We start from the raw sequence: 16,986 nt of genomic DNA on the forward strand, positions 1-16,986 counted from the left end.
TCGAATCATGTTCCGAACGCTGGCAATGCGGTCGCAACCGCTTCCTGTGAAGATCATGCTTACTCTCACTGCGATAGTTGCGTATATGCTGGCCTGCATCGTTGCATTGGCCTTCGGTGCCCGCTGGGTACTCAAGAATGACCCGCTGCTCAAGCAGCAACAACTACTCGACTCCGCAGCTGGCGCTCGCGCGGAAGATCACCCCACCTGACGCGCCACAGACGCTGCAAGCACCGTCACCCTGTCGAAACGCCGGTCCACGAGACCGGCGTTTTGCTTTCCGGGCCTCCCGGATTCCGCCCTGCGCTGCCACCCCTCCGCATGGTTTTGATGCGACGCAAAATGATCTTGCGTCGCCTTTTCGTCTATAAACGCGCAACATGGCGAGACCCTGCCGGTTATCAAGGCGAAGCATCAATCCGACAAGAGGAGACACGAAGCATGCGTTGGAAGCAGCGTCCAGAAGGCTCCAACTGGGGCGAATTCGGGCCCGATGATCAACTCGGCCGCGTCAATCTGATCGGGCCCGAGCAGGTGATCAGAGGGGCGAAAGAGATACAGGCAGGCATCAGTTTCTGCCTCTCGCTACCGCTCGATTACCCTGGTGGCAACAAGCTCAATCCGCGACGCCACCCGCCTCAGTTGCGCCCGACATTCCGCGACGACATCCCCTATCTGAACTTCCCGCTGGCCAAGGTGGACCCTGCCGCCACCGATGTGATCAGCGACGATCAGGTATTGCTGTGTCTGCAGTATTCGACGCAGTGGGACTCATTGGCCCACGTTGGCGCGCTGTTCGACGCCGACGGCGATGGCCGTCCGGAACGGGTCTACTACAACGGCTACCGGGCCAATGCCGACATCGTTGGACCCGTGGACTACGCCGAGGATGACCACTTCGAAGCCCACGATTGCGGCCACGGCCACGGCAGCCATGCCGATGCGCTCGGCATCGAGAATTTCGCCGTCAAGGGGATGCAAGGCCGAGGCGTGCTGGTCGATCTGGCCGACGTCTACGGCACCGGATACCGCAATGTGGGCTACGAAGACCTGATGCGGGCGATGGAAGCACACCAGGCGGAAGTGGAACGCGGCGACATGCTCCTGCTGCGCACCGGCTTTGCCGAGGTGGTGCTGTCGATGCAACGCGAGCCCGACGAGAATGTGCTGCACCACAGCTGCTGCGCCCTGGATGGGCGCGACGACCGCCTGCTCAACTGGATCACCGATGCCGGCATCGCCGCGCTGATCGCGGACAACTATGCCGTCGAACGCTATCCGGCACGCCCGGCGCCGGCCGACGCGAAAACCCACCCGCTGCTGCCGCTGCATCATCACTGCCTGTTCAAGTTGGGATTGCCGCTCGGCGAACTCTGGTATCTGCGCGAACTGGCCGACTGGCTGCGCGCGCATCGTCGCACCCGCTTCATGCTGACCGCGCCACCGCTCAGGCTGCCGGGTGCCGTGGGATCGCCGACGACGCCGATCGCGACAGTCTGACTTGCTCCCCTCTCCCTCGCGTGGGCGAGGGGAAAAACCAGAAGAACCCGGAAGGACACCCGAACACCAAGGAGGAGACGCATGAAAACAAAAGCACAAAAGCTCGCTGCCGCGGTACTGGTCACGGCGGCATTCACCAGCGTGGCCGCGCACGTCCACGCGCAACCCAAGCCCGGTATCTCCGACGATATCGTCAAGATCGGACTACTGCTCGACATGAGCGGCCTGTACTCCGACGTCACCGGGCGCGGTAGTGCCGCCGCCGCGCAGATGGCGATCGACGACTTCGGCGGCAAGGTACTTGGCAAGAAGATAGAACTGGTGGTGGTCGATCACCAGAACAAGGCCGATATCGCCGCCAACAAGGCGCGCGAATGGTTCGATCAGGACCACGTGGACGCGATCCTCGACGTGGCCGCATCGGCGCCCGCGCTGGCCGTGCTGGACGTCGCCAAGCAAAAGAACAAGATCGTGGTGTTCTCGGGCCCCGGCACGGAGCGCATCACAAATGATCTGTGCACGCCCGTGTCCGTCCACTACGCATATGACACCTACGCGCTGGCCAACACCACCGCGCGCGCCATGGTCGAGCGTGGCGGCAAAACGTGGTTTTTCCTGACGGCCGACTACGCCTTCGGCCATACACTGCAGCAATCGGCCACCGCCGTGGTCAATGAGGCCGGCGGCCGCGTGCTGGGCGCCGCACGGCATCCTCTCAACACGAGCGACTTCGCCTCTTATCTGCTGCAGGCCCAGGCCAGCAAGGCACAAGTGGTAGGACTGGCCAATGCCGGTGGTGACACCGTCAACGCAATCAAGGCCGCATCCGAGTTCGGCCTGACACGCAATGGCAATCAGAAGCTGGCCGGGCTGCTGCTTTACATCAACGACATCCATGCCATCGGCCTGAAGACCGCCCAGGGTCTGGTGCTGACCGAGGCGTTTTACTGGGACATGAATGACGCCACGCGCGCGTGGTCACGCCGTTATTTCGAGAAGGTCAAGAAGATGCCGAACATGAGCCAGGCCGGTGTCTACTCATCGGTCTCGCACTACCTGAAGGCTGTGCAGGCAACCGGTACCGACGAGACCGCGGCGGTCATGAAGCAGATGAAAGCCACGCCGATCAACGACTTCTTCGCAAAGAACGGACGCATCCGCGAGGACGGCCGCATGGTGCACGACATGTACCTGTTCGAAGTGAAGAAGCCCGAGGAATCGAAGTATCCGTGGGACTACTACAAGCTACTGGCCACGGTGCCTGGAGACCAGGCGTTCATTCCGCCTTCGAAGTCGCAATGCCCGTTGCTGAAGAAGTAACGAACATCTTTAGAGTCATGCGTGGCGTCGACGCGCCGCGCATGATGCTGCGACTCGACGTGGTATGGCAATTCGTCGATAGGCCTGATCGAGCCAGCGCTACTCCTGAACGGAAAACTGAAACGGTTTGGTGACCCGTCCACCGGGATCGGAAAGCGCGCCAATGGCCGCGAAAAGGCGTGGCACCTTCATCGCGCAACCAGATTGGACATCCTTTCTCCCTTCAACACGCCCCTGGCATTGTTCACAGCCACGAACAAACTGTCACCAATTCCACTCTTCTTTGCTTCGTCTCCTCTCGTTACATTCCTGACGCCGCACCGCGCCCGAGCCCGCAAGGAGGCGTGCGTGCGTCTGATAACAAGGATCACGAAGCATGAAGACCCGTATAACCTGCCTGGCCGCGCTGGCCATTCTGCCCACCCTGCCCGCCACGGCCCACGCCGACGGCAGCATTACGCTCTATGGCGTCGTCGATGCCGGCGTGGAATACCTGACCCACGTACCGAACACCGCCGGCGGTAGCAACAGCGTTGTCCGCCTGTCGGCCGGCAACCTGTCGACCTCGCGTTGGGGCCTGCGTGGCAGCGAGGATCTTGGTGGTGGCCTGAAAGCCATCTTCACGCTGGAGAACGGTTTCGACCTGGACACCGGCAACGCCAACCAGGCCGGCCGGCTGTTCGGCCGCCAGGCATTCGTGGGCCTGCAGAACCAGTACGGATCGCTGACGCTGGGTCGTCATCAGACCGTACTCTATGACTTCTCGCTCACGTATGACCCGATGGCCATCGCCACGCGCTACTCGGTGCTGATGCACGACAAGTGGATGTCGGGCCGGGCCGACAACTCGCTGAAGCTGACCGGCAAGCTTGGCGCGGTCTACTACGGGCTGTTCTACAGCACCGGCTACGACAGCAAGGCCGGTGGCGAGATTCCGGGCGACTACAAGGCTGGCCGCAACTGGTCAGCCGCGGCCGGCTACGATGCGGGGCCGCTGTCGGCGCGCGTGGTCTACGACGAAGTGCGCGGCAGCACCGTTGCTACCGATGACAATCGCGAGCGCCGCGCCAGCATCGGCGCCAGCTACAACTTCGGCCGAGGTCGGGCTTTTGCCGGCTACCGCTGGTACTACGGCGATTTCGCCACCAGCTCGCTGCGCACCAACCTGTACTGGCTTGGCGCGAGCTACCAGGTAACGCCTGCGGTCACCGTGACCGGCGCAGCCTACTACACCGACGTGCGCAACAGCAGCGGCGATCCGTACAGCTTCGTGCTTTCGGGTACCTATGCGTTCTCGAAGCGTACGGACCTCTACGCCATTGCCGCCTACGCCCAGAACAGCAACGGATCGGCTATGGGACTTTCCGGCTTCGGCCCGTCGCTGAACGCCAACGCGACCACGCTGACGGCCGCCACCGAACAGGTCGGTGCGGGCCAGAACCAGTTCGGCGCGATCATCGGCATCCGCCATCGCTTCTGATCGGCAAGCACATACCAGACACGCTCCACGACGGAGGTTTCCTTCGTCATTGCAGGCCCGCCTTGGCGGGCCTTTTTTGCGTCTGGCCGAATGCCCTTCCCTTTAACGCCCGCCCCCTTCAACCCTTCAACCCTTCAACCCTTCAACCCTTCAACCCTTCAACTCGATCAGCAGATCCTTCGCTGCCACGCGGTCGCCAGGCTTGACGTGCACGGCAGCGATCTCGCCGTCGCGATCGGCCGCGATGTGGGTCTCCATCTTCATCGCCTCCAGCGCGAGCAGCGTCGTGCCGGCTGCCACACGCTGCCCGGGCTGCACCGCCACGGTCACGATCGAGCCCGGCATCGGCGCGGCGATGTGCAACGGGTTCTCGGGATCTGCAACCTGGCGGCCCTGTCGGGCCGTGGCGACGCTGACCGTACTGCGCTGCTCGATCAGGGCCGTGCGCGACTGGCCGTTCAGCTCGAACTGGACCTTGATCACGCCCTCTTCGGCATCGGGGTGAGTGCCTTGCAGCGAGACGAGGAGTGTCTTGCCCGCCGCAATGTCGACGGCCACTTCTTCCTGGGGCTGCAGCCCGTACAGATAGGCCGGGGTCGGCAGCACCGATGTATCGCTATAGGCGCGCACATGCGCGTGGTACTCGACCGTCTGCTTCGGATACATCAGGTACGACGCCAGTTGCATGTCATCGAGCGGCTGCTCGCAGGCGGCCTCACCCTGTGCGCGGACGGCATCGAGATCGACGGCCGGGATCAGGTCGCCCGGACGGTACGGCGCGGGCGGCTCACCTCGGAGAACCTTGCGCGAAAGCTCGGCGGGGAATCCATCCGGCGGGAAGCCCAGTTCGCCCTTGAACAGCGACACCACGGATTCGGGGAATGCCACCTCCTTGTTCGGATCGCACACATCCGCTGCCGTCATATCGTTGGCCACCATCATCAGCGCCAGATCGCCAACCACCTTCGACGTAGGCGTCACCTTCACGATGTCACCGAACATCCGGTTGACGTCGGCGTAGGCGCGCGACACTTCGGTCCAGCGATGCTCGATGCCAAGCGAGCGAGCCTGCTCGCGCAGGTTCGTGTACTGGCCACCCGGCATCTCGTGGCGATAGACGTCGGCAGTACCAGCGCGAATTTCGGACTCGAACGGCGCGTAGTAGCGGCGCACGCCCTCCCAATACATCGACGCTTCGTGCAGGCGGTCCAGACTGAGTCCGGGATCGCGCTCGCTGCCGGCCAGCGCGGCGACAATACTCGACAGGTTCGGTTGCGACGTGAGCCCGCTCATCGCGTCCAGCGCGCCGTCGACGGCATCGCAGCCCGCCTCGATGGCAGCCAGTGCCGATGCCGCTGAAATGCCGCTGGTATCGTGTGTGTGGAAATGCACGGGCAGCCCGGTCTCTTCCTTCAGCGCCTTGACCAGCGCCGCAGCGGCTTGGGGGCGGCAGATACCCGCCATGTCCTTGATGCCGAGCACGTGCACGCCAGCGCGTTGCAGTTCGCGGGCGATGCCCACGTAGTACTTCAGGTCGTACTTGGGGCGGGAGCCATCGAACAGATCGCCCGTATAGCAAATCGCACCTTCGCACAGCGCGCCGGTTTCGCCTACGGCGTCGATCGCCACGCGCATGTTGCGCACCCAGTTCAACGAATCGAACACGCGGAATACGTCCACGCCGGTACTGGCGGCCTGCTTGACGAAGAAACGCACCACGTTGTCCGCGTAGTTCGTGTAACCGACGGCATTCGAGCCACGCAGCAACATCTGGAACAGGATGTTGGGCACGCGCTCGCGCAGCTGCGCCAGGCGCTGCCACGGGTCTTCCTTCAGGAAGCGCAAGGCCACGTCGAACGTGGCGCCGCCCCAGCACTCCATCGAAAACAGTTGCGACAGCTCGCTGGCGTAGAACGGCGCGATCGGCAGCATGTCTGCCGTACGCATCCGTGTGGCAAACAACGACTGGTGCGCATCGCGCATGGTGGTGTCGGTCAGCAGCACCTGCTTCTGATCCAGCATCCAGCTTGCGAATTTCTCCGCGCCCAGTTCACGCAGTCGATCGCGCGTGCCGAGGGGAAGCGGTCTGGTGGTGTCAACCACCGGCAGGACTGGCCTCGGAAGCGGCAACTGCGGCACCGCGCGGCCCGTCATTTCCTGATGACCGTTGATGCTGACGTCGCCCAGATAGCTCAACAGCTTGGTGGCGGTATCACGCCGTTTGGTGAAGGCCAGCAGTTCCGGCGTCAGGTCGATAAAGCGCGTGGTGACGTCACCGCTCCCAAACGCGGGATGGTTGATGACGTTCTCCAGGAACTGCAGGTTGGAGGACACCCCGCGAATGCGGAACTCGCGCAGGGCGCGATCCATGCGGCGGATCGACTCGGCGGCCGTCGGCGCCCAGGTGGTGACCTTGACCAGCAGCGAATCGTAGTACGGCGTGATCACCGCGCCGCCATAGGCGGTGCCGGCATCCAGGCGCACCCCGAAGCCGGCCGCGCTGCGATACGCGGTGAGACGGCCATAGTCCGGCAGGAAGCCATTCTCAGGGTCCTCGGACGTGATCCGGCATTGCAGCGCGTGGCCATTGAGCGGAATCTGGGCCTGCGGCGGCACGCCCGCCGCGCGCGTGGTGATATCGCCGTTCTCGTCGAGCGTGTCTTCGGTCATGCCGATCCGGCCGCCTTCCGTGACGCGGATCTGTGCCTTGACGATGTCGATCCCCGTGATCATTTCGGTGACCGTGTGTTCCACCTGGATACGTGGATTGACCTCGATGAAGTAGAACTTGTTCGTGTCCGCATCCATCAGGAATTCCACCGTGCCGGCGTGCGAATAGCCGACCGCGCCCATCAGGCGCAGCGCCGCGTCGCACAGTGACGCGCGACCGGCCGCATCCATGTATGGCGCAGGCGCGCGTTCGATAACCTTCTGGTTGCGCCGCTGCACCGTGCAGTCACGCTCGTGCAGATGCACGAGATTGCCGTGCGTGTCGCCCAGGATCTGCACCTCGACGTGGCGCGCGTTGCGCACCAGCTTCTCCAGGTACACCTCGTCGTTGCCAAACGCGGCCAGCGCCTCGCGACGGGCCGCCGCCAGCGAGGGCTCCAGGTCCTGTTCGCTCTCCAGTACCCGCATGCCACGGCCGCCACCGCCCCAGCTTGCCTTGAGCATCAACGGATAGCCAATGCCGGCCGCCAGGCGCTTGCACTCGGCCAGGTCGAGCGGCAGCGGATCGGTCGCCGGCATGACGGGCACACCCGCCGCAATGGCCGCATTACGCGCCGCCACCTTGTTGCCGAGCATCCGCATGACTTCAGGCGATGGCCCGATCCAGCGAATGCCAGCGTCGATGACCGCCTGGGCGAAGTCCGGGTTCTCGGACAGAAAACCATACCCCGGGTGAATCGCGTCGACCTTTGCCTGCCGGGCGATCCGCAGAACGTCTTCGATATCGAGGTAAGCCGCCAGCGGCTTCTTGCCGTCGCCAACCAGATAGCTCTCATCGGCCTTGAAGCGATGAAGCGCGAGCCGGTCCTCCTTCGAGTAGATAGCGACTGTGCGGATGCTCATCTCGGCGGCGGCCCGCATCACGCGAATCGCGATCTCGGAACGGTTGGCAATCAACAACGACTTGATCGGGGCGAAGTCCATAGGGCATGCAACCTAAGCGAACAGGCCACGCGTGGGGACACGCCATGGCCAGAAGTCAGAAGACGGCGGTGGGCAGGTCCTGCCCATGCCGGAGAAGTCGGAGATCAGCCCGTCGGCACTGCACGGTGAGCGGGATTGACGATCAACTTGCGCGCACATTCACGTGTACGTCTGCAGGGGTCGAAAACGCAAAAAGCGGGCCACAAGGTGGCGGTGCGCGTATCTCGTTGATTTGTCAGGGAATATCAATCGCAGCGGTTTGATGCGATGGTTTCAGGAATGAAATTCATAAGTTCAATCGTGAAATCCGCCATTACCGAGCGACACCACTTGCCCCCCATCTTCATGGCGCCCGACTGCAGGGCGTTATGGGCACCATCTGCCGCTATCTCCCCTATTTCGGGACGTAAAGGGGGGCGAAGGCTGATACCGGCCACCCCACGGCCAGGATTCCTCTACTGTCCCCTTGAAAATTCCCGATCACTGTATATATTTACAGTAACTGTATGGATGAACAGTCCTAGGAATTCTCGGAGGTATCAGATGGAACACCTGATCCGCGTGCAAAACGAATACGACCGACAGGTACTGGTGTGGCTGCGAGGCCGGATTGGCGATGCCGCCCTGATGTCTGCCGCCAGGCGTGTCGCAGCGGATGGGAAGAAGCCTTATCTTTCCACCATCTGCCGGCTGCTCAATATCCGGGCGCCATCGCGCCGGAGCTTCGCCGAGGAAGCGCGCAAGACCCATCGCGCCGTGGGCGAACGTTATCTGGCGCAGATTCGCCAGATCCTGAACCAGCCGGCTGCCCAAATGAAAACGGCCGGACACGAAGTCCGGCCGCAGGCAACGCTCTTCTAGGATCAGTCGGAGCAACCCAACCTTTCCGACGTTTCCGACCTTAATGGCCGATCCGATTTCAGGTCGGCATTTCGGTCACCCGCATGGCGGGCGTGATCTGAAGCGGGTCGGTCAGCAGTTCCAGCACGGCGGGCTTGCCAGCATTGCGGGCCCGCTCGAAGGCCGCCGCGAAATCCTCGGTTTTCTCCACGCGCTCGGCCCAGGCGCCGCAGGCGCGCGCCATGCCAACGAAATCCGGATTGACGATCGTCGTGCCGCTTTGACGGCCCGGGTAGCGGCGCTCCTGATGCATCCGGATCGTGCCGTACATACGGTTGTTGACCACCACCACGATCAGGTTGACGCCATGCGCCGCAGCGGTGGCGATCTCCTGCGGGTACATCAGGAAGCAGCCGTCGCCGGCCAGACAGACCACGGTCTTTTCCGGATGGCGCAACTTGGCTGCGATCGCCGCCGGCAGGCCATAGCCCATCGCGCCACAGGTCGGCGCCAGTTCGGTACGGGGGCGCTTGTAGGCGTAGAAGCGGTGCAGCCAGACGGCATAGTTGCCTGCACCGTTGGTCACGACCGAATCCTCGGGCAGCACGCTGCTCAGGTGCGAAATCGCGGCGGACATATTCACGCCGCTCAATTCCGAATGCGGCTTCGGCGGTGTGACAAAGGCCTCGTGATCCGCGCGCGCGCCCGCCGTCCACGACTTCCACGGTACCTGCTCTGGCGGCTGCAGCGATGCGAGCATCGCCGCGCCGGGTTCCACCCCGGCATGGATCGGCAGTGCGGCCTGGTAGACGCGGCCCAACTCGAAGCTGTCGGCATGGATATGCACGAGCTTCTGTTTCGGCCGCGGCACCTCGAGCATTGTGTAGCCATCGGTTGCGATGTCCCCGAGGCGCGTGCCGAATGCGACGATCAGATCGGCGGTTTCCACGCGCTCTGCAAGCTTCGGATTGACGCCCAGGCTCAGGTGCCCGACGTAATGCGGATCACGATTGTCGAGCACGTCCTGACGGCGGAAGGCGCAGGCCACCGGCAAATCCCATGCGTGCACGAAGGCCGCGAAGTCGCGCACAGTGGCTTCCGTCCAGTTGGCGCCACCAGCGATCACGAGCGGACGCTCCGCCGCGCGCAGGGCCGAGGCCAGCGCCTGAGCATCTTCGGCACGCGGGGCCGCTGCCACCGCGCGATACGGCGCCGCGTCGACGCACTCCACCATGTTGTCGAGCACGTCCTCCGGCAATGCCAGCACCACCGGGCCGGGACGGCCCGACGTAGCCACCTGGAAGGCACGGGCCACCATCTCCGGAATCCGCGCGGGATCATCGATTTCTGCCGCCCACTTGGCCATCGAGCCGAAGACCGCGGCGTAATCCACTTCCTGGAACGCTTCCCGCCCCTTGTGCTCGCGCGCGATCTGGCCAACGAACAGGATCATCGGCGTGGAATCCTGCGCGGCGATATGCACGCCGCAGCTTGCGTGCGTGGCGCCCGGTCCGCGCGTCACGAAGCAGATGCCGGGACGCCCGGTCAGCTTGCCGTCCGCCTCCGCCATGTTGGCGGCCGCCCCTTCGTGCTTGGTAACGATCAGGTCGATCGCCGGCTGGTCATGCAGCGCGTCCAGAACATCCAGAAAGCTCTCCCCCGGCACGCAAAAAATGCGCTCGGTGCCGTGGATGCGAAGTTGATCGACGAGGACACGTCCGCCAGTGCGGGCGACGGGAGAAGAAGCGTTAGCGGTCATATCGAAAGCCTGCGATGGAATGTCTGCGATTGTTCCGTTTGACGCGCGCCCTCGCGCGGTCTATCGTGCATTTCTGTTATGCGGATTCTGCAAGTCAGCGTGGCACTCGCGCGTGTAGATTTGCTGGCGAGGCGCGGAACAAGACGCCCGGATCTGCCCACGAAACCGACAGGCAGAACAAGAAGAAAACACAGCGAATATCGTACCGCAACGCCGTACCCACCCGTTCGCGTAACAGGAGACAACGCAATGTTTTTCACCCATCGTCGGATGCGGCCCATGCTGGCCGTGCTTTGTGCCGGATGCATGACCATCGCCACGCAGGCCGGCGCGCAGTCTGCCGATCACTGGCCCAGCAAGCCCATCACCTACGTGGTGCCATTCGCGGCGGGCGGCACTACCGATCTGCTGGGCCGCCTGATCGGGCAGCGCCTGTCGCAGACGCTGGGCCAGTCGATCGTGGTGGAAAACCGCGCGGGCGCGGGCGGCAACATCGGCTCGGACTACGTGGCCAAGGCCGCCCCCGATGGCTATACCCTGCTCGGCGGCACGATCAGCTCCCACGCGATCAATATCAGCCTGTATCCGAAGATGCCGTATGACCCGGTCAAGAACTTCCAGCCTGTGGCACTGATCGGCACCCTGCCGAACGTGCTGGTGGTCAATGCCAACAGCCCATGGAAGAGCGTGCAGGACGTGATCGCCGCGGCCAAGGCCAAGCCGGGCTCGGTCAACTTCGGGTCGTCGGGCAATGGCACGTCGCAGCATCTGGCAGCCGAACTGTTCGCCAACATGGCCGGGCTGCGCATGACCCATGTTCCCTACAAAGGCAGCAGCCAGGCTGTGCAGGCGCTGCTGGGCAACCAGGTCGACATCGTGTTCGAGAACAGCGTGGCGGCGATGCCGATGATCCAGGCCGGCAAGTTCCGCGCGCTGGCCACGACGGGCGCAAAGCGCGCGCCGGAACTGCCCGACGTGCCGACCATGGCCGAGTCCGCCCCCGGCCTGTCCGGCTATGAAATCGTGTCATGGCAGGCGATCTTCGCGCCGGCTGGCACACCGATGCCGATCATCAACAAGCTCTCCGGCGAGATCGGCAAGATCATTCGCCAGCCCGATGTGCGCAGCAAGCTGGCAGCGATGGGCATCGAACCCTCGGGCGCCGGCCCCACCGAACTGGGCAACTTCCAGAAAAGCGAAGTTGCCAAATGGGCAAACCTGATCAAGGTGGCCAATATTCACCTGGAGTAAGCATGAGTGAACACCGTATTCCGACCGCCGGCCTGCATCGGTGGGTGGTCGATCTCTGGCTGGCGGCAGGCTCCGATGCCCGCGAGGCCCGGCTGACCGCCGATCACCTCGTGGGCGCCAACCTGTCGGGCCACGACTCTCACGGCGTGGGGATGATCCCGAAGTATGTGATGTCGTGGCAAGGCGATCAGCTCCAGCTCAACCAGAAGGTCAGCGTGGTGCACGAATCGGGCGGCATCCTGAGCCTGGACGGCAATCGCGGCATGGGCCAGGCGGTGACCGAACAGGCCATGGGGATGGGCATCGAACGCGCCCGCGAGCATGGTGTCTGCGTGCTTGGCCTGCGCCGCTCGCACCATCTGGGCCGGGTCGGCCACTGGGCCGAGCAGGCCACGGCAGCCGGCATGATCTCGATCCATTTCGTCAACGTCCTCTCCAAGCCGATCGTCGCGCCACACGGCGGCTACGACGCGCGCTTCGGCACCAATCCGTTCACGATCGGCGTGCCGCTACCCGCGCAGCCGCCTCTGGTGCTCGACTTCGCCACCAGCGCCATCGCGCTTGGCAAGGTGCGCGTGGCCCACAACAAGGGCGTGGCGGTGCCGCCGGGCTCCTTGATGGACCCGAACGGTCACCCCACCGACGATCCCTCGGTCATGTTCCCCGGCGCCGGCGGCCCGCAGGGCGCGCTGCGCACGTTCGGCGAGCACAAGGGCTACGTGCTGGCCGTGATGTGCGAACTGCTCGGCGCGGCGGTGACCGGTGGCCATACGATCCGTCCGGAGACGCTCACGCACGAACATGCGGTGTGGAACAACATGCTGGCGATCATCTTCGATCCGGCACGACTGGGCAGCAGCACCACCTTCGGCCACGAGGTCGAGGCGTTTGTCGAATGGGTCAAGGCGTCACGGCTGCAGCCGGGCAATGACCAGATCCGCCTGCCCGGCGACACGGAACGCGAATGGCGCCGCGCCCGCGCCGATTTCATCCCCGTGGACAGCAGCACGCTGGCCCAGCTAGACGATGCCGCCGCTCGCGTGCTTCAGGCGCGTGGCAAGTCGCCGGGGCCGGTCTCGGCGCTGGTGACCGATTGAACCAGGAGTAACCGCATGACCCAACATCTGCCGCAGATCACCCCCCTGCCAAACCGTTTCCGGGCCGACGTGCTCGCGCGCAAGCGCCTGATTGGCCTGTGGAGCTCGCTGGGCCAGCCCGTGACCACCGAGATCATCGGCCTGGCCGGATTTGACTGGCTGCTGCTCGACGGAGAACACTCACCCAATGACGTGCTGACGTTCATGCCGCAACTCATGGCGCTCAAGGACAGCACCAGCGCGCCGGTGGTTCGCCCGCCGTGGAACGACCCAGTGATGCTCAAGCGGCTGCTCGATATCGGCTTCTACAATTTCCTGATTCCGTTCGTGGAATCGGCGGAAGAAGCCCGTCGTGCCGTGCGCGCCACGCGCTACCCGCCTGACGGCATCCGTGGCGTCTCCGGCGCGCAGCGCCAGAACCGCTATGGCACGTTGCCGGACTTCTTCAAGACCATCAACGACAATATCTGCGTGCTGGTACAGATCGAAAGCCGCAAGGGCGTGGAAGCGGCCGACGAAATCTGCGCGGAACCCGGCGTTGACGGCATCTTCATCGGCCCCAACGACCTGGCCGCAGCCTACGGGCATCTGGGCAACCCGAACCATCCTGAGGTCCAGGCAGCCGTGCGGCAGATCTATGAAGCGGCCAACCGCGCCGGCAAGGCCATTGGCACGCTGACGCCCGTGGAAGCCGACGCCAAGCGCTACCTGGACATGGGCGCGCATTTTGTTGCGGTGGGTATCGACAACGCACTGCTGCGCGACGCGGCACGCGCGTTGCGCGAGCGCTTTACCGTGTGACTCCCCTTCAACCGGATATCGACATGAGCAAGATCGGATTTATCGGACTCGGCGTAATGGGCAAGCCCATGGCGCTGCATCTGCAAACGGGCGGCCACGCCGTCCATGCTCATACGCGCAGCGGTGTGCCGCAGGCGTTGCTGGATGCGGGCGTCCAGTCGTGCGCCAGTGCGGCCGATGTGGCGCGGCAGGCCGACGTCATCTTCCTGATGCTGCCGGACACCCCCGACGTCGCCCGCGTGCTGTTCGGCGAACAGGGCGTGGCCGAGGGCCTGTCCCCGGGCAAGATCGTGGTGGATATGAGCTCGATTTCGCCAATCGAGACGCGCGAATTCGCGGCACGCATCGAGAAGCTCGGCTGCGACTACGTCGACGCACCGGTTTCCGGCGGCGAGGTTGGCGCGAAGGCCGCCACGCTGTCGATCATGGCCGGTGGCAAGCAGGATGTCTTCGACAAGGTGCTGCCGCTGCTGCAACTGATGGGCAAGAACATCACGCTGGTCGGCAATGCCGGCGACGGACAGGTGGCCAAGGTGGCGAATCAGGTCATCGTCGCGCTGACGATCGAAGCTGTCAGCGAGGCGCTGGTGCTGGCTGCCAAGGCCGGCGCCGATCCGGCACGCGTGCGGCAGGCGCTGATGGGCGGCTTTGCGAGTTCGCGCATTCTGGAAGTGCACGGCGAGCGCATGATCAAGCGCACCTTCGAGCCGGGATTCCGCATCGAGCTACATCAGAAGGACCTGAACCTCGCGCTGTCCACTGCCAAGGCGCTCGGTCTGGGCCTGCCTAACACCGCATCGTGCCAGCAACTGTTCAACGTGTGCGTGGCGCAGGGCGGCGCGGGCTGGGATCACTCGGGACTGGTCAAGGCGATCGAGCACATGTCGTCGTTCGCGATCGGTGACAAGCCGACCAACGCTCCGACCAAAGGCTGATGTCGGCACTGAACTCCGACGATCTCGCGTGCTTTATCTGCGTGGCCAACACGCAGAGCATTTCGCGCGCGGCGCTGGAACTGGGCGCGGACCAGTCGACCGTAAGCCGGCAGATCGCACGGCTCGAGGCATCGCTGGACACGCGCCTGTTTCACCGCAGCGGCCGCGGCGTGGTGCTGACCGAAGCGGGCAATACGCTGCTGGGCTACGCGCGGCAGGTGGCCGCCACGCTGACCGAGGCGCGCGCCGCCGTGCGCGCCTCGACCGCCCAGGGCCCGGCACAGCTCGTGATCGCGGCTCAGCCGACCATCGCCAACACCGCCTTCGCGGCCATTGGCACCGCACTGAAGACACGCTTTCCGGCAACAAAGCTGCGTTTCGTGGAAGGGCTTGCCAGCCCGATCCTGGCGTGGCTGGCCGCCGGAGAGATCGACGTCGCCCTGCTCTACCTGCCTGAGCAGCAAGGCGCGCTCAAGGTCGACATCCTGCTCGAGGAAGACCTGACACTGGTCACGCCCACGTCGTGGAGCCATCTCGGACCGACGTTCCAGGCCCGCCGCCTGGGTGAAGTGCCGATGATCCTGCCCAGCACCGGGCACGGCCTGCGCGTGCTGGCCGAATCGCTGGCCGCGCGGGTCGGCACCACGCTGAACATGGCGCTGGAATGCGATGCGTCGAACACGGTGTCGATGCGGCTCGTCGAAGACGGTTGTGGCGCGACGCTGTTGCCATTCGCCGCAGTGGCGGACCGCGTCGCACAAGGCCGCCTGCATTCCGCGCGGCTGGTCGATCCGGTGGTCACCCGCCAGGTAGCGCTGGCCACGGCACGGAACCGGCCACCTGTGCCGGAACTCTGGGACATCATGCAGACGGTGCGGCTTTCGGTCCGGAATATCGTGATGTCGGGGGCCTGGCCGGGGGCGCGGCTCATCTAAGCCAGATCCGAGCCCCCTCGGGCCATCATCGTGCGGATATCCCGCGTTCATGCAGTGTCAATGCAGATCGGCATCCGGTGCGTCAGCGTGGCGGTTGGCGGCCGGCAGCGGACGCTCCACGTCCCTCGCGACCTCCTTCGTGCGCAATGCCATCAGCAACAACGGCGTTGCGGCCATGGATAGCGCCACCACGGCGGTCACGATGGACGCCTGCTCGCCATTCAACAGGCGTGCCGCCTCGGCCACGGCCATCACGACGAACGCGAACTCACCACCCTGTGAAAGAAGCACCGCAAAGTAAACTCGGTCACCCCGCGGCAACTGAATCTGCCTTGCGAGGAAAAGCAGGCCTGATATCTTGGCGACCAGCAGCACCAGGAGCAGTACGGCAACGAGGAACGGCTTGCTTGCCAGGACATCGAACTTGATCGACATGCCCACGGCCATGAAGAAAAGGCCGAGCAATACGCCCTTGATGGGGCTGATGTCCGCCTCGATTTCCTCGCGGCAGTCGGAGCCCGCCAGCAACACCCCCGCCACGAACGCGCCCAAAGACATCGACAGATGCACGCTTTGCATCAGCAACGCGATGCCGATCACCCAGAGCAGCGCGAATACGGTCACCATGTCCCGCGTGCCGCTGCGCCGGATGATCGGCAACAGATACCGCAGCAGAAGGGTTCCGCCAAACACCACGGCAGCCAGCATGCCCAGCGCCTCGAGCGCGACGATCCACCCCGCGATCGTGTTGGTAGTGGCCGGTGCGGGGGAAAGCAGCGGCAACAGCGCAATCATCGGGATGGCGGCCATGTCCTGGAACAACAGGATGCCAAAGCTCGCCCGGCCAATCGGCGCCTGCATCAGCCCGCGCTGCTCCAGAATCGCGATCACCATCGCCGTCGACGACAGGGACAGTGCAAAGCCAGCGGCAACCCCTACACGCCAGTTCACCCCGAAGGCGGTGAATGCGAGAGCCAGCAGCACCGCGCAAAGCAGGACCTGGGCACCGCCGTGGCCAAAGATCGATCGCCGCAGGTTCCAGAGTTTTCGAACATCCATCTCGATGCCGATGATGAACATCATCAGCATGATGCCGAGCTCGGCAATGTGCAGCACGGCATTGACATCCGTGACGAACCCGAGCGCGGAGGGACCGATGAGCATCCCGGCGACCAGATAGCCGAGGACGGAACCGAACCCGAGCCTGATGGAGAGTGGCACCACCACAAGGGCCGATGCGAGGAATAGCACTGCCTGGAGTAACAATTCCATGGTTGCCGTCTTCCATGTCAGGTCAATCGGCCGGGTCTGATCATTTCAGTGGGAGAAATAGTCACCCGGTCGGCGCACCACTGGAGCCGCGTCGTTACATTCGCGTCGTGGCGATGAACGCCCCATCATATTCACGCCGGCA

13 protein-coding genes are annotated in these 16,986 nt (G+C 64.1%); 10 read left to right on the forward strand and 3 right to left on the reverse strand.

The genetic code is table 11. The annotated features are described in order from the left end of the window. The first annotated feature begins 55 nt into the window (after window positions 1-55). The 4 genes from WD006_RS27395 (at window position 56) to WD006_RS27410 (ending at window position 4,300) form a co-directional block, all read left to right on the forward strand. The gene (locus tag WD006_RS27395) at window positions 56-211 is read left to right on the forward strand and encodes a hypothetical protein (RefSeq protein WP_223277318.1); all 156 of its coding nucleotides are present in this window, start codon (window positions 56-58) and stop codon (window positions 209-211) included. A gap of 230 nt (window positions 212-441) precedes the next feature. After that, window positions 442-1,500, forward strand: a complete 1,059-nt coding sequence (locus WD006_RS27400; protein WP_029307957.1) for a cyclase family protein — start codon at window positions 442-444, stop codon at window positions 1,498-1,500. Between the two features lie 81 nt (window positions 1,501-1,581). Then, window positions 1,582-2,820 (forward strand): ABC transporter substrate-binding protein, encoded by a 1,239-nt coding sequence (locus WD006_RS27405; protein WP_011516368.1) that lies wholly within the window; start codon window positions 1,582-1,584, stop codon window positions 2,818-2,820. 376 nt (window positions 2,821-3,196) lie between these two features. Next, the gene (locus WD006_RS27410) at window positions 3,197-4,300 is read left to right on the forward strand and encodes a porin (RefSeq protein ID WP_011516367.1); all 1,104 of its coding nucleotides are present in this window, start codon (window positions 3,197-3,199) and stop codon (window positions 4,298-4,300) included. Between the two features lie 150 nt (window positions 4,301-4,450). On the opposite strand, the gene WD006_RS27415 is transcribed toward WD006_RS27410, so the two are convergent. Then, on the reverse strand, window positions 4,451-7,954 hold the full coding sequence (locus WD006_RS27415; protein ID WP_029307958.1) for a pyruvate carboxylase: 3,504 nt from the start codon (window positions 7,952-7,954) through the stop codon (window positions 4,451-4,453). Window positions 7,955-8,497: 543 nt separating this feature from the next. Between WD006_RS27415 and WD006_RS27420 the strand changes: the two genes are divergently transcribed. Continuing rightward, window positions 8,498-8,815, forward strand: coding sequence for a hypothetical protein (locus WD006_RS27420; RefSeq protein WP_008650745.1), 318 nt, complete (start codon window positions 8,498-8,500; stop codon window positions 8,813-8,815). A gap of 58 nt (window positions 8,816-8,873) precedes the next feature. On the opposite strand, the gene WD006_RS27425 is transcribed toward WD006_RS27420, so the two are convergent. Then, on the reverse strand, window positions 8,874-10,553 hold the full coding sequence (locus WD006_RS27425; protein WP_029307959.1) for a thiamine pyrophosphate-binding protein: 1,680 nt from the start codon (window positions 10,551-10,553) through the stop codon (window positions 8,874-8,876). 249 nt (window positions 10,554-10,802) lie between these two features. On the opposite strand from WD006_RS27425, the gene WD006_RS27430 reads away from it, so the two are divergent. Genes WD006_RS27430 through WD006_RS27450 form a run of 5 tightly spaced genes read left to right on the forward strand, consistent with a single transcriptional unit; the run spans window position 10,803 to window position 15,572 of the window. Continuing rightward, window positions 10,803-11,804: a Bug family tripartite tricarboxylate transporter substrate binding protein gene (locus tag WD006_RS27430; RefSeq protein WP_011516363.1), complete on the forward strand. Its 1,002-nt coding sequence runs from the start codon at window positions 10,803-10,805 to the stop codon at window positions 11,802-11,804. A gap of 2 nt (window positions 11,805-11,806) precedes the next feature. Then, on the forward strand, window positions 11,807-12,901 hold the full coding sequence (locus WD006_RS27435) for a malate/lactate/ureidoglycolate dehydrogenase (protein WP_029307960.1): 1,095 nt from the start codon (window positions 11,807-11,809) through the stop codon (window positions 12,899-12,901). Window positions 12,902-12,916: 15 nt separating this feature from the next. After that, window positions 12,917-13,702, forward strand: a complete 786-nt coding sequence (garL, locus tag WD006_RS27440) for a 2-dehydro-3-deoxyglucarate aldolase (protein WP_011516361.1) — start codon at window positions 12,917-12,919, stop codon at window positions 13,700-13,702. Window positions 13,703-13,725: 23 nt separating this feature from the next. Then, the gene (locus WD006_RS27445; RefSeq protein WP_008650737.1) at window positions 13,726-14,637 is read left to right on the forward strand and encodes a 2-hydroxy-3-oxopropionate reductase; all 912 of its coding nucleotides are present in this window, start codon (window positions 13,726-13,728) and stop codon (window positions 14,635-14,637) included. Further along, the gene (locus WD006_RS27450; RefSeq protein ID WP_011516359.1) at window positions 14,637-15,572 is read left to right on the forward strand and encodes a LysR family transcriptional regulator; all 936 of its coding nucleotides are present in this window, start codon (window positions 14,637-14,639) and stop codon (window positions 15,570-15,572) included. The genes WD006_RS27445 and WD006_RS27450 overlap by 1 nt, the downstream gene beginning before the upstream one ends. A 57-nt stretch (window positions 15,573-15,629) precedes the next feature. Here the strand turns inward: WD006_RS27450 and WD006_RS27455 are convergent, their stop codons facing one another. Continuing rightward, window positions 15,630-16,844, reverse strand: coding sequence for a monovalent cation:proton antiporter-2 (CPA2) family protein (locus tag WD006_RS27455; RefSeq protein WP_029307961.1), 1,215 nt, complete (start codon window positions 16,842-16,844; stop codon window positions 15,630-15,632). Between the last annotated feature and the right edge of the window lie 142 nt (window positions 16,845-16,986).

Origin of the sequence: Cupriavidus sp. Met-2 (assembly GCF_049843575.1) — a bacterium.
Taxonomy (GTDB): Bacteria; Pseudomonadota; Gammaproteobacteria; order Burkholderiales; family Burkholderiaceae; genus Cupriavidus; species Cupriavidus metallidurans.

Coding starts and splice junctions, on each gene's coding strand:
- WD006_RS27450 (WP_011516359.1), top strand. CDS start 14,637: ATGTCGGCACTGAACTCCGACGATCTCGCGTGCTTTATCTGCGTGGCC.
- WD006_RS27435 (WP_029307960.1), top strand. CDS start 11,807: ATGAGTGAACACCGTATTCCGACCGCCGGCCTGCATCGGTGGGTGGTC.
- WD006_RS27430 (WP_011516363.1), top strand. CDS start 10,803: ATGTTTTTCACCCATCGTCGGATGCGGCCCATGCTGGCCGTGCTTTGT.
- garL (WP_011516361.1), top strand. CDS start 12,917: ATGACCCAACATCTGCCGCAGATCACCCCCCTGCCAAACCGTTTCCGG.
- WD006_RS27400 (WP_029307957.1), top strand. CDS start 442: ATGCGTTGGAAGCAGCGTCCAGAAGGCTCCAACTGGGGCGAATTCGGG.
- WD006_RS27425 (WP_029307959.1), bottom strand. CDS start 10,553: ATGACCGCTAACGCTTCTTCTCCCGTCGCCCGCACTGGCGGACGTGTC.
- WD006_RS27415 (WP_029307958.1), bottom strand. CDS start 7,954: ATGGACTTCGCCCCGATCAAGTCGTTGTTGATTGCCAACCGTTCCGAG.
- WD006_RS27455 (WP_029307961.1), bottom strand. CDS start 16,844: ATGGAATTGTTACTCCAGGCAGTGCTATTCCTCGCATCGGCCCTTGTG.
- WD006_RS27395 (WP_223277318.1), top strand. CDS start 56: ATGCTTACTCTCACTGCGATAGTTGCGTATATGCTGGCCTGCATCGTT.
- WD006_RS27445 (WP_008650737.1), top strand. CDS start 13,726: ATGAGCAAGATCGGATTTATCGGACTCGGCGTAATGGGCAAGCCCATG.
- WD006_RS27410 (WP_011516367.1), top strand. CDS start 3,197: ATGAAGACCCGTATAACCTGCCTGGCCGCGCTGGCCATTCTGCCCACC.
- WD006_RS27420 (WP_008650745.1), top strand. CDS start 8,498: ATGGAACACCTGATCCGCGTGCAAAACGAATACGACCGACAGGTACTG.
- WD006_RS27405 (WP_011516368.1), top strand. CDS start 1,582: ATGAAAACAAAAGCACAAAAGCTCGCTGCCGCGGTACTGGTCACGGCG.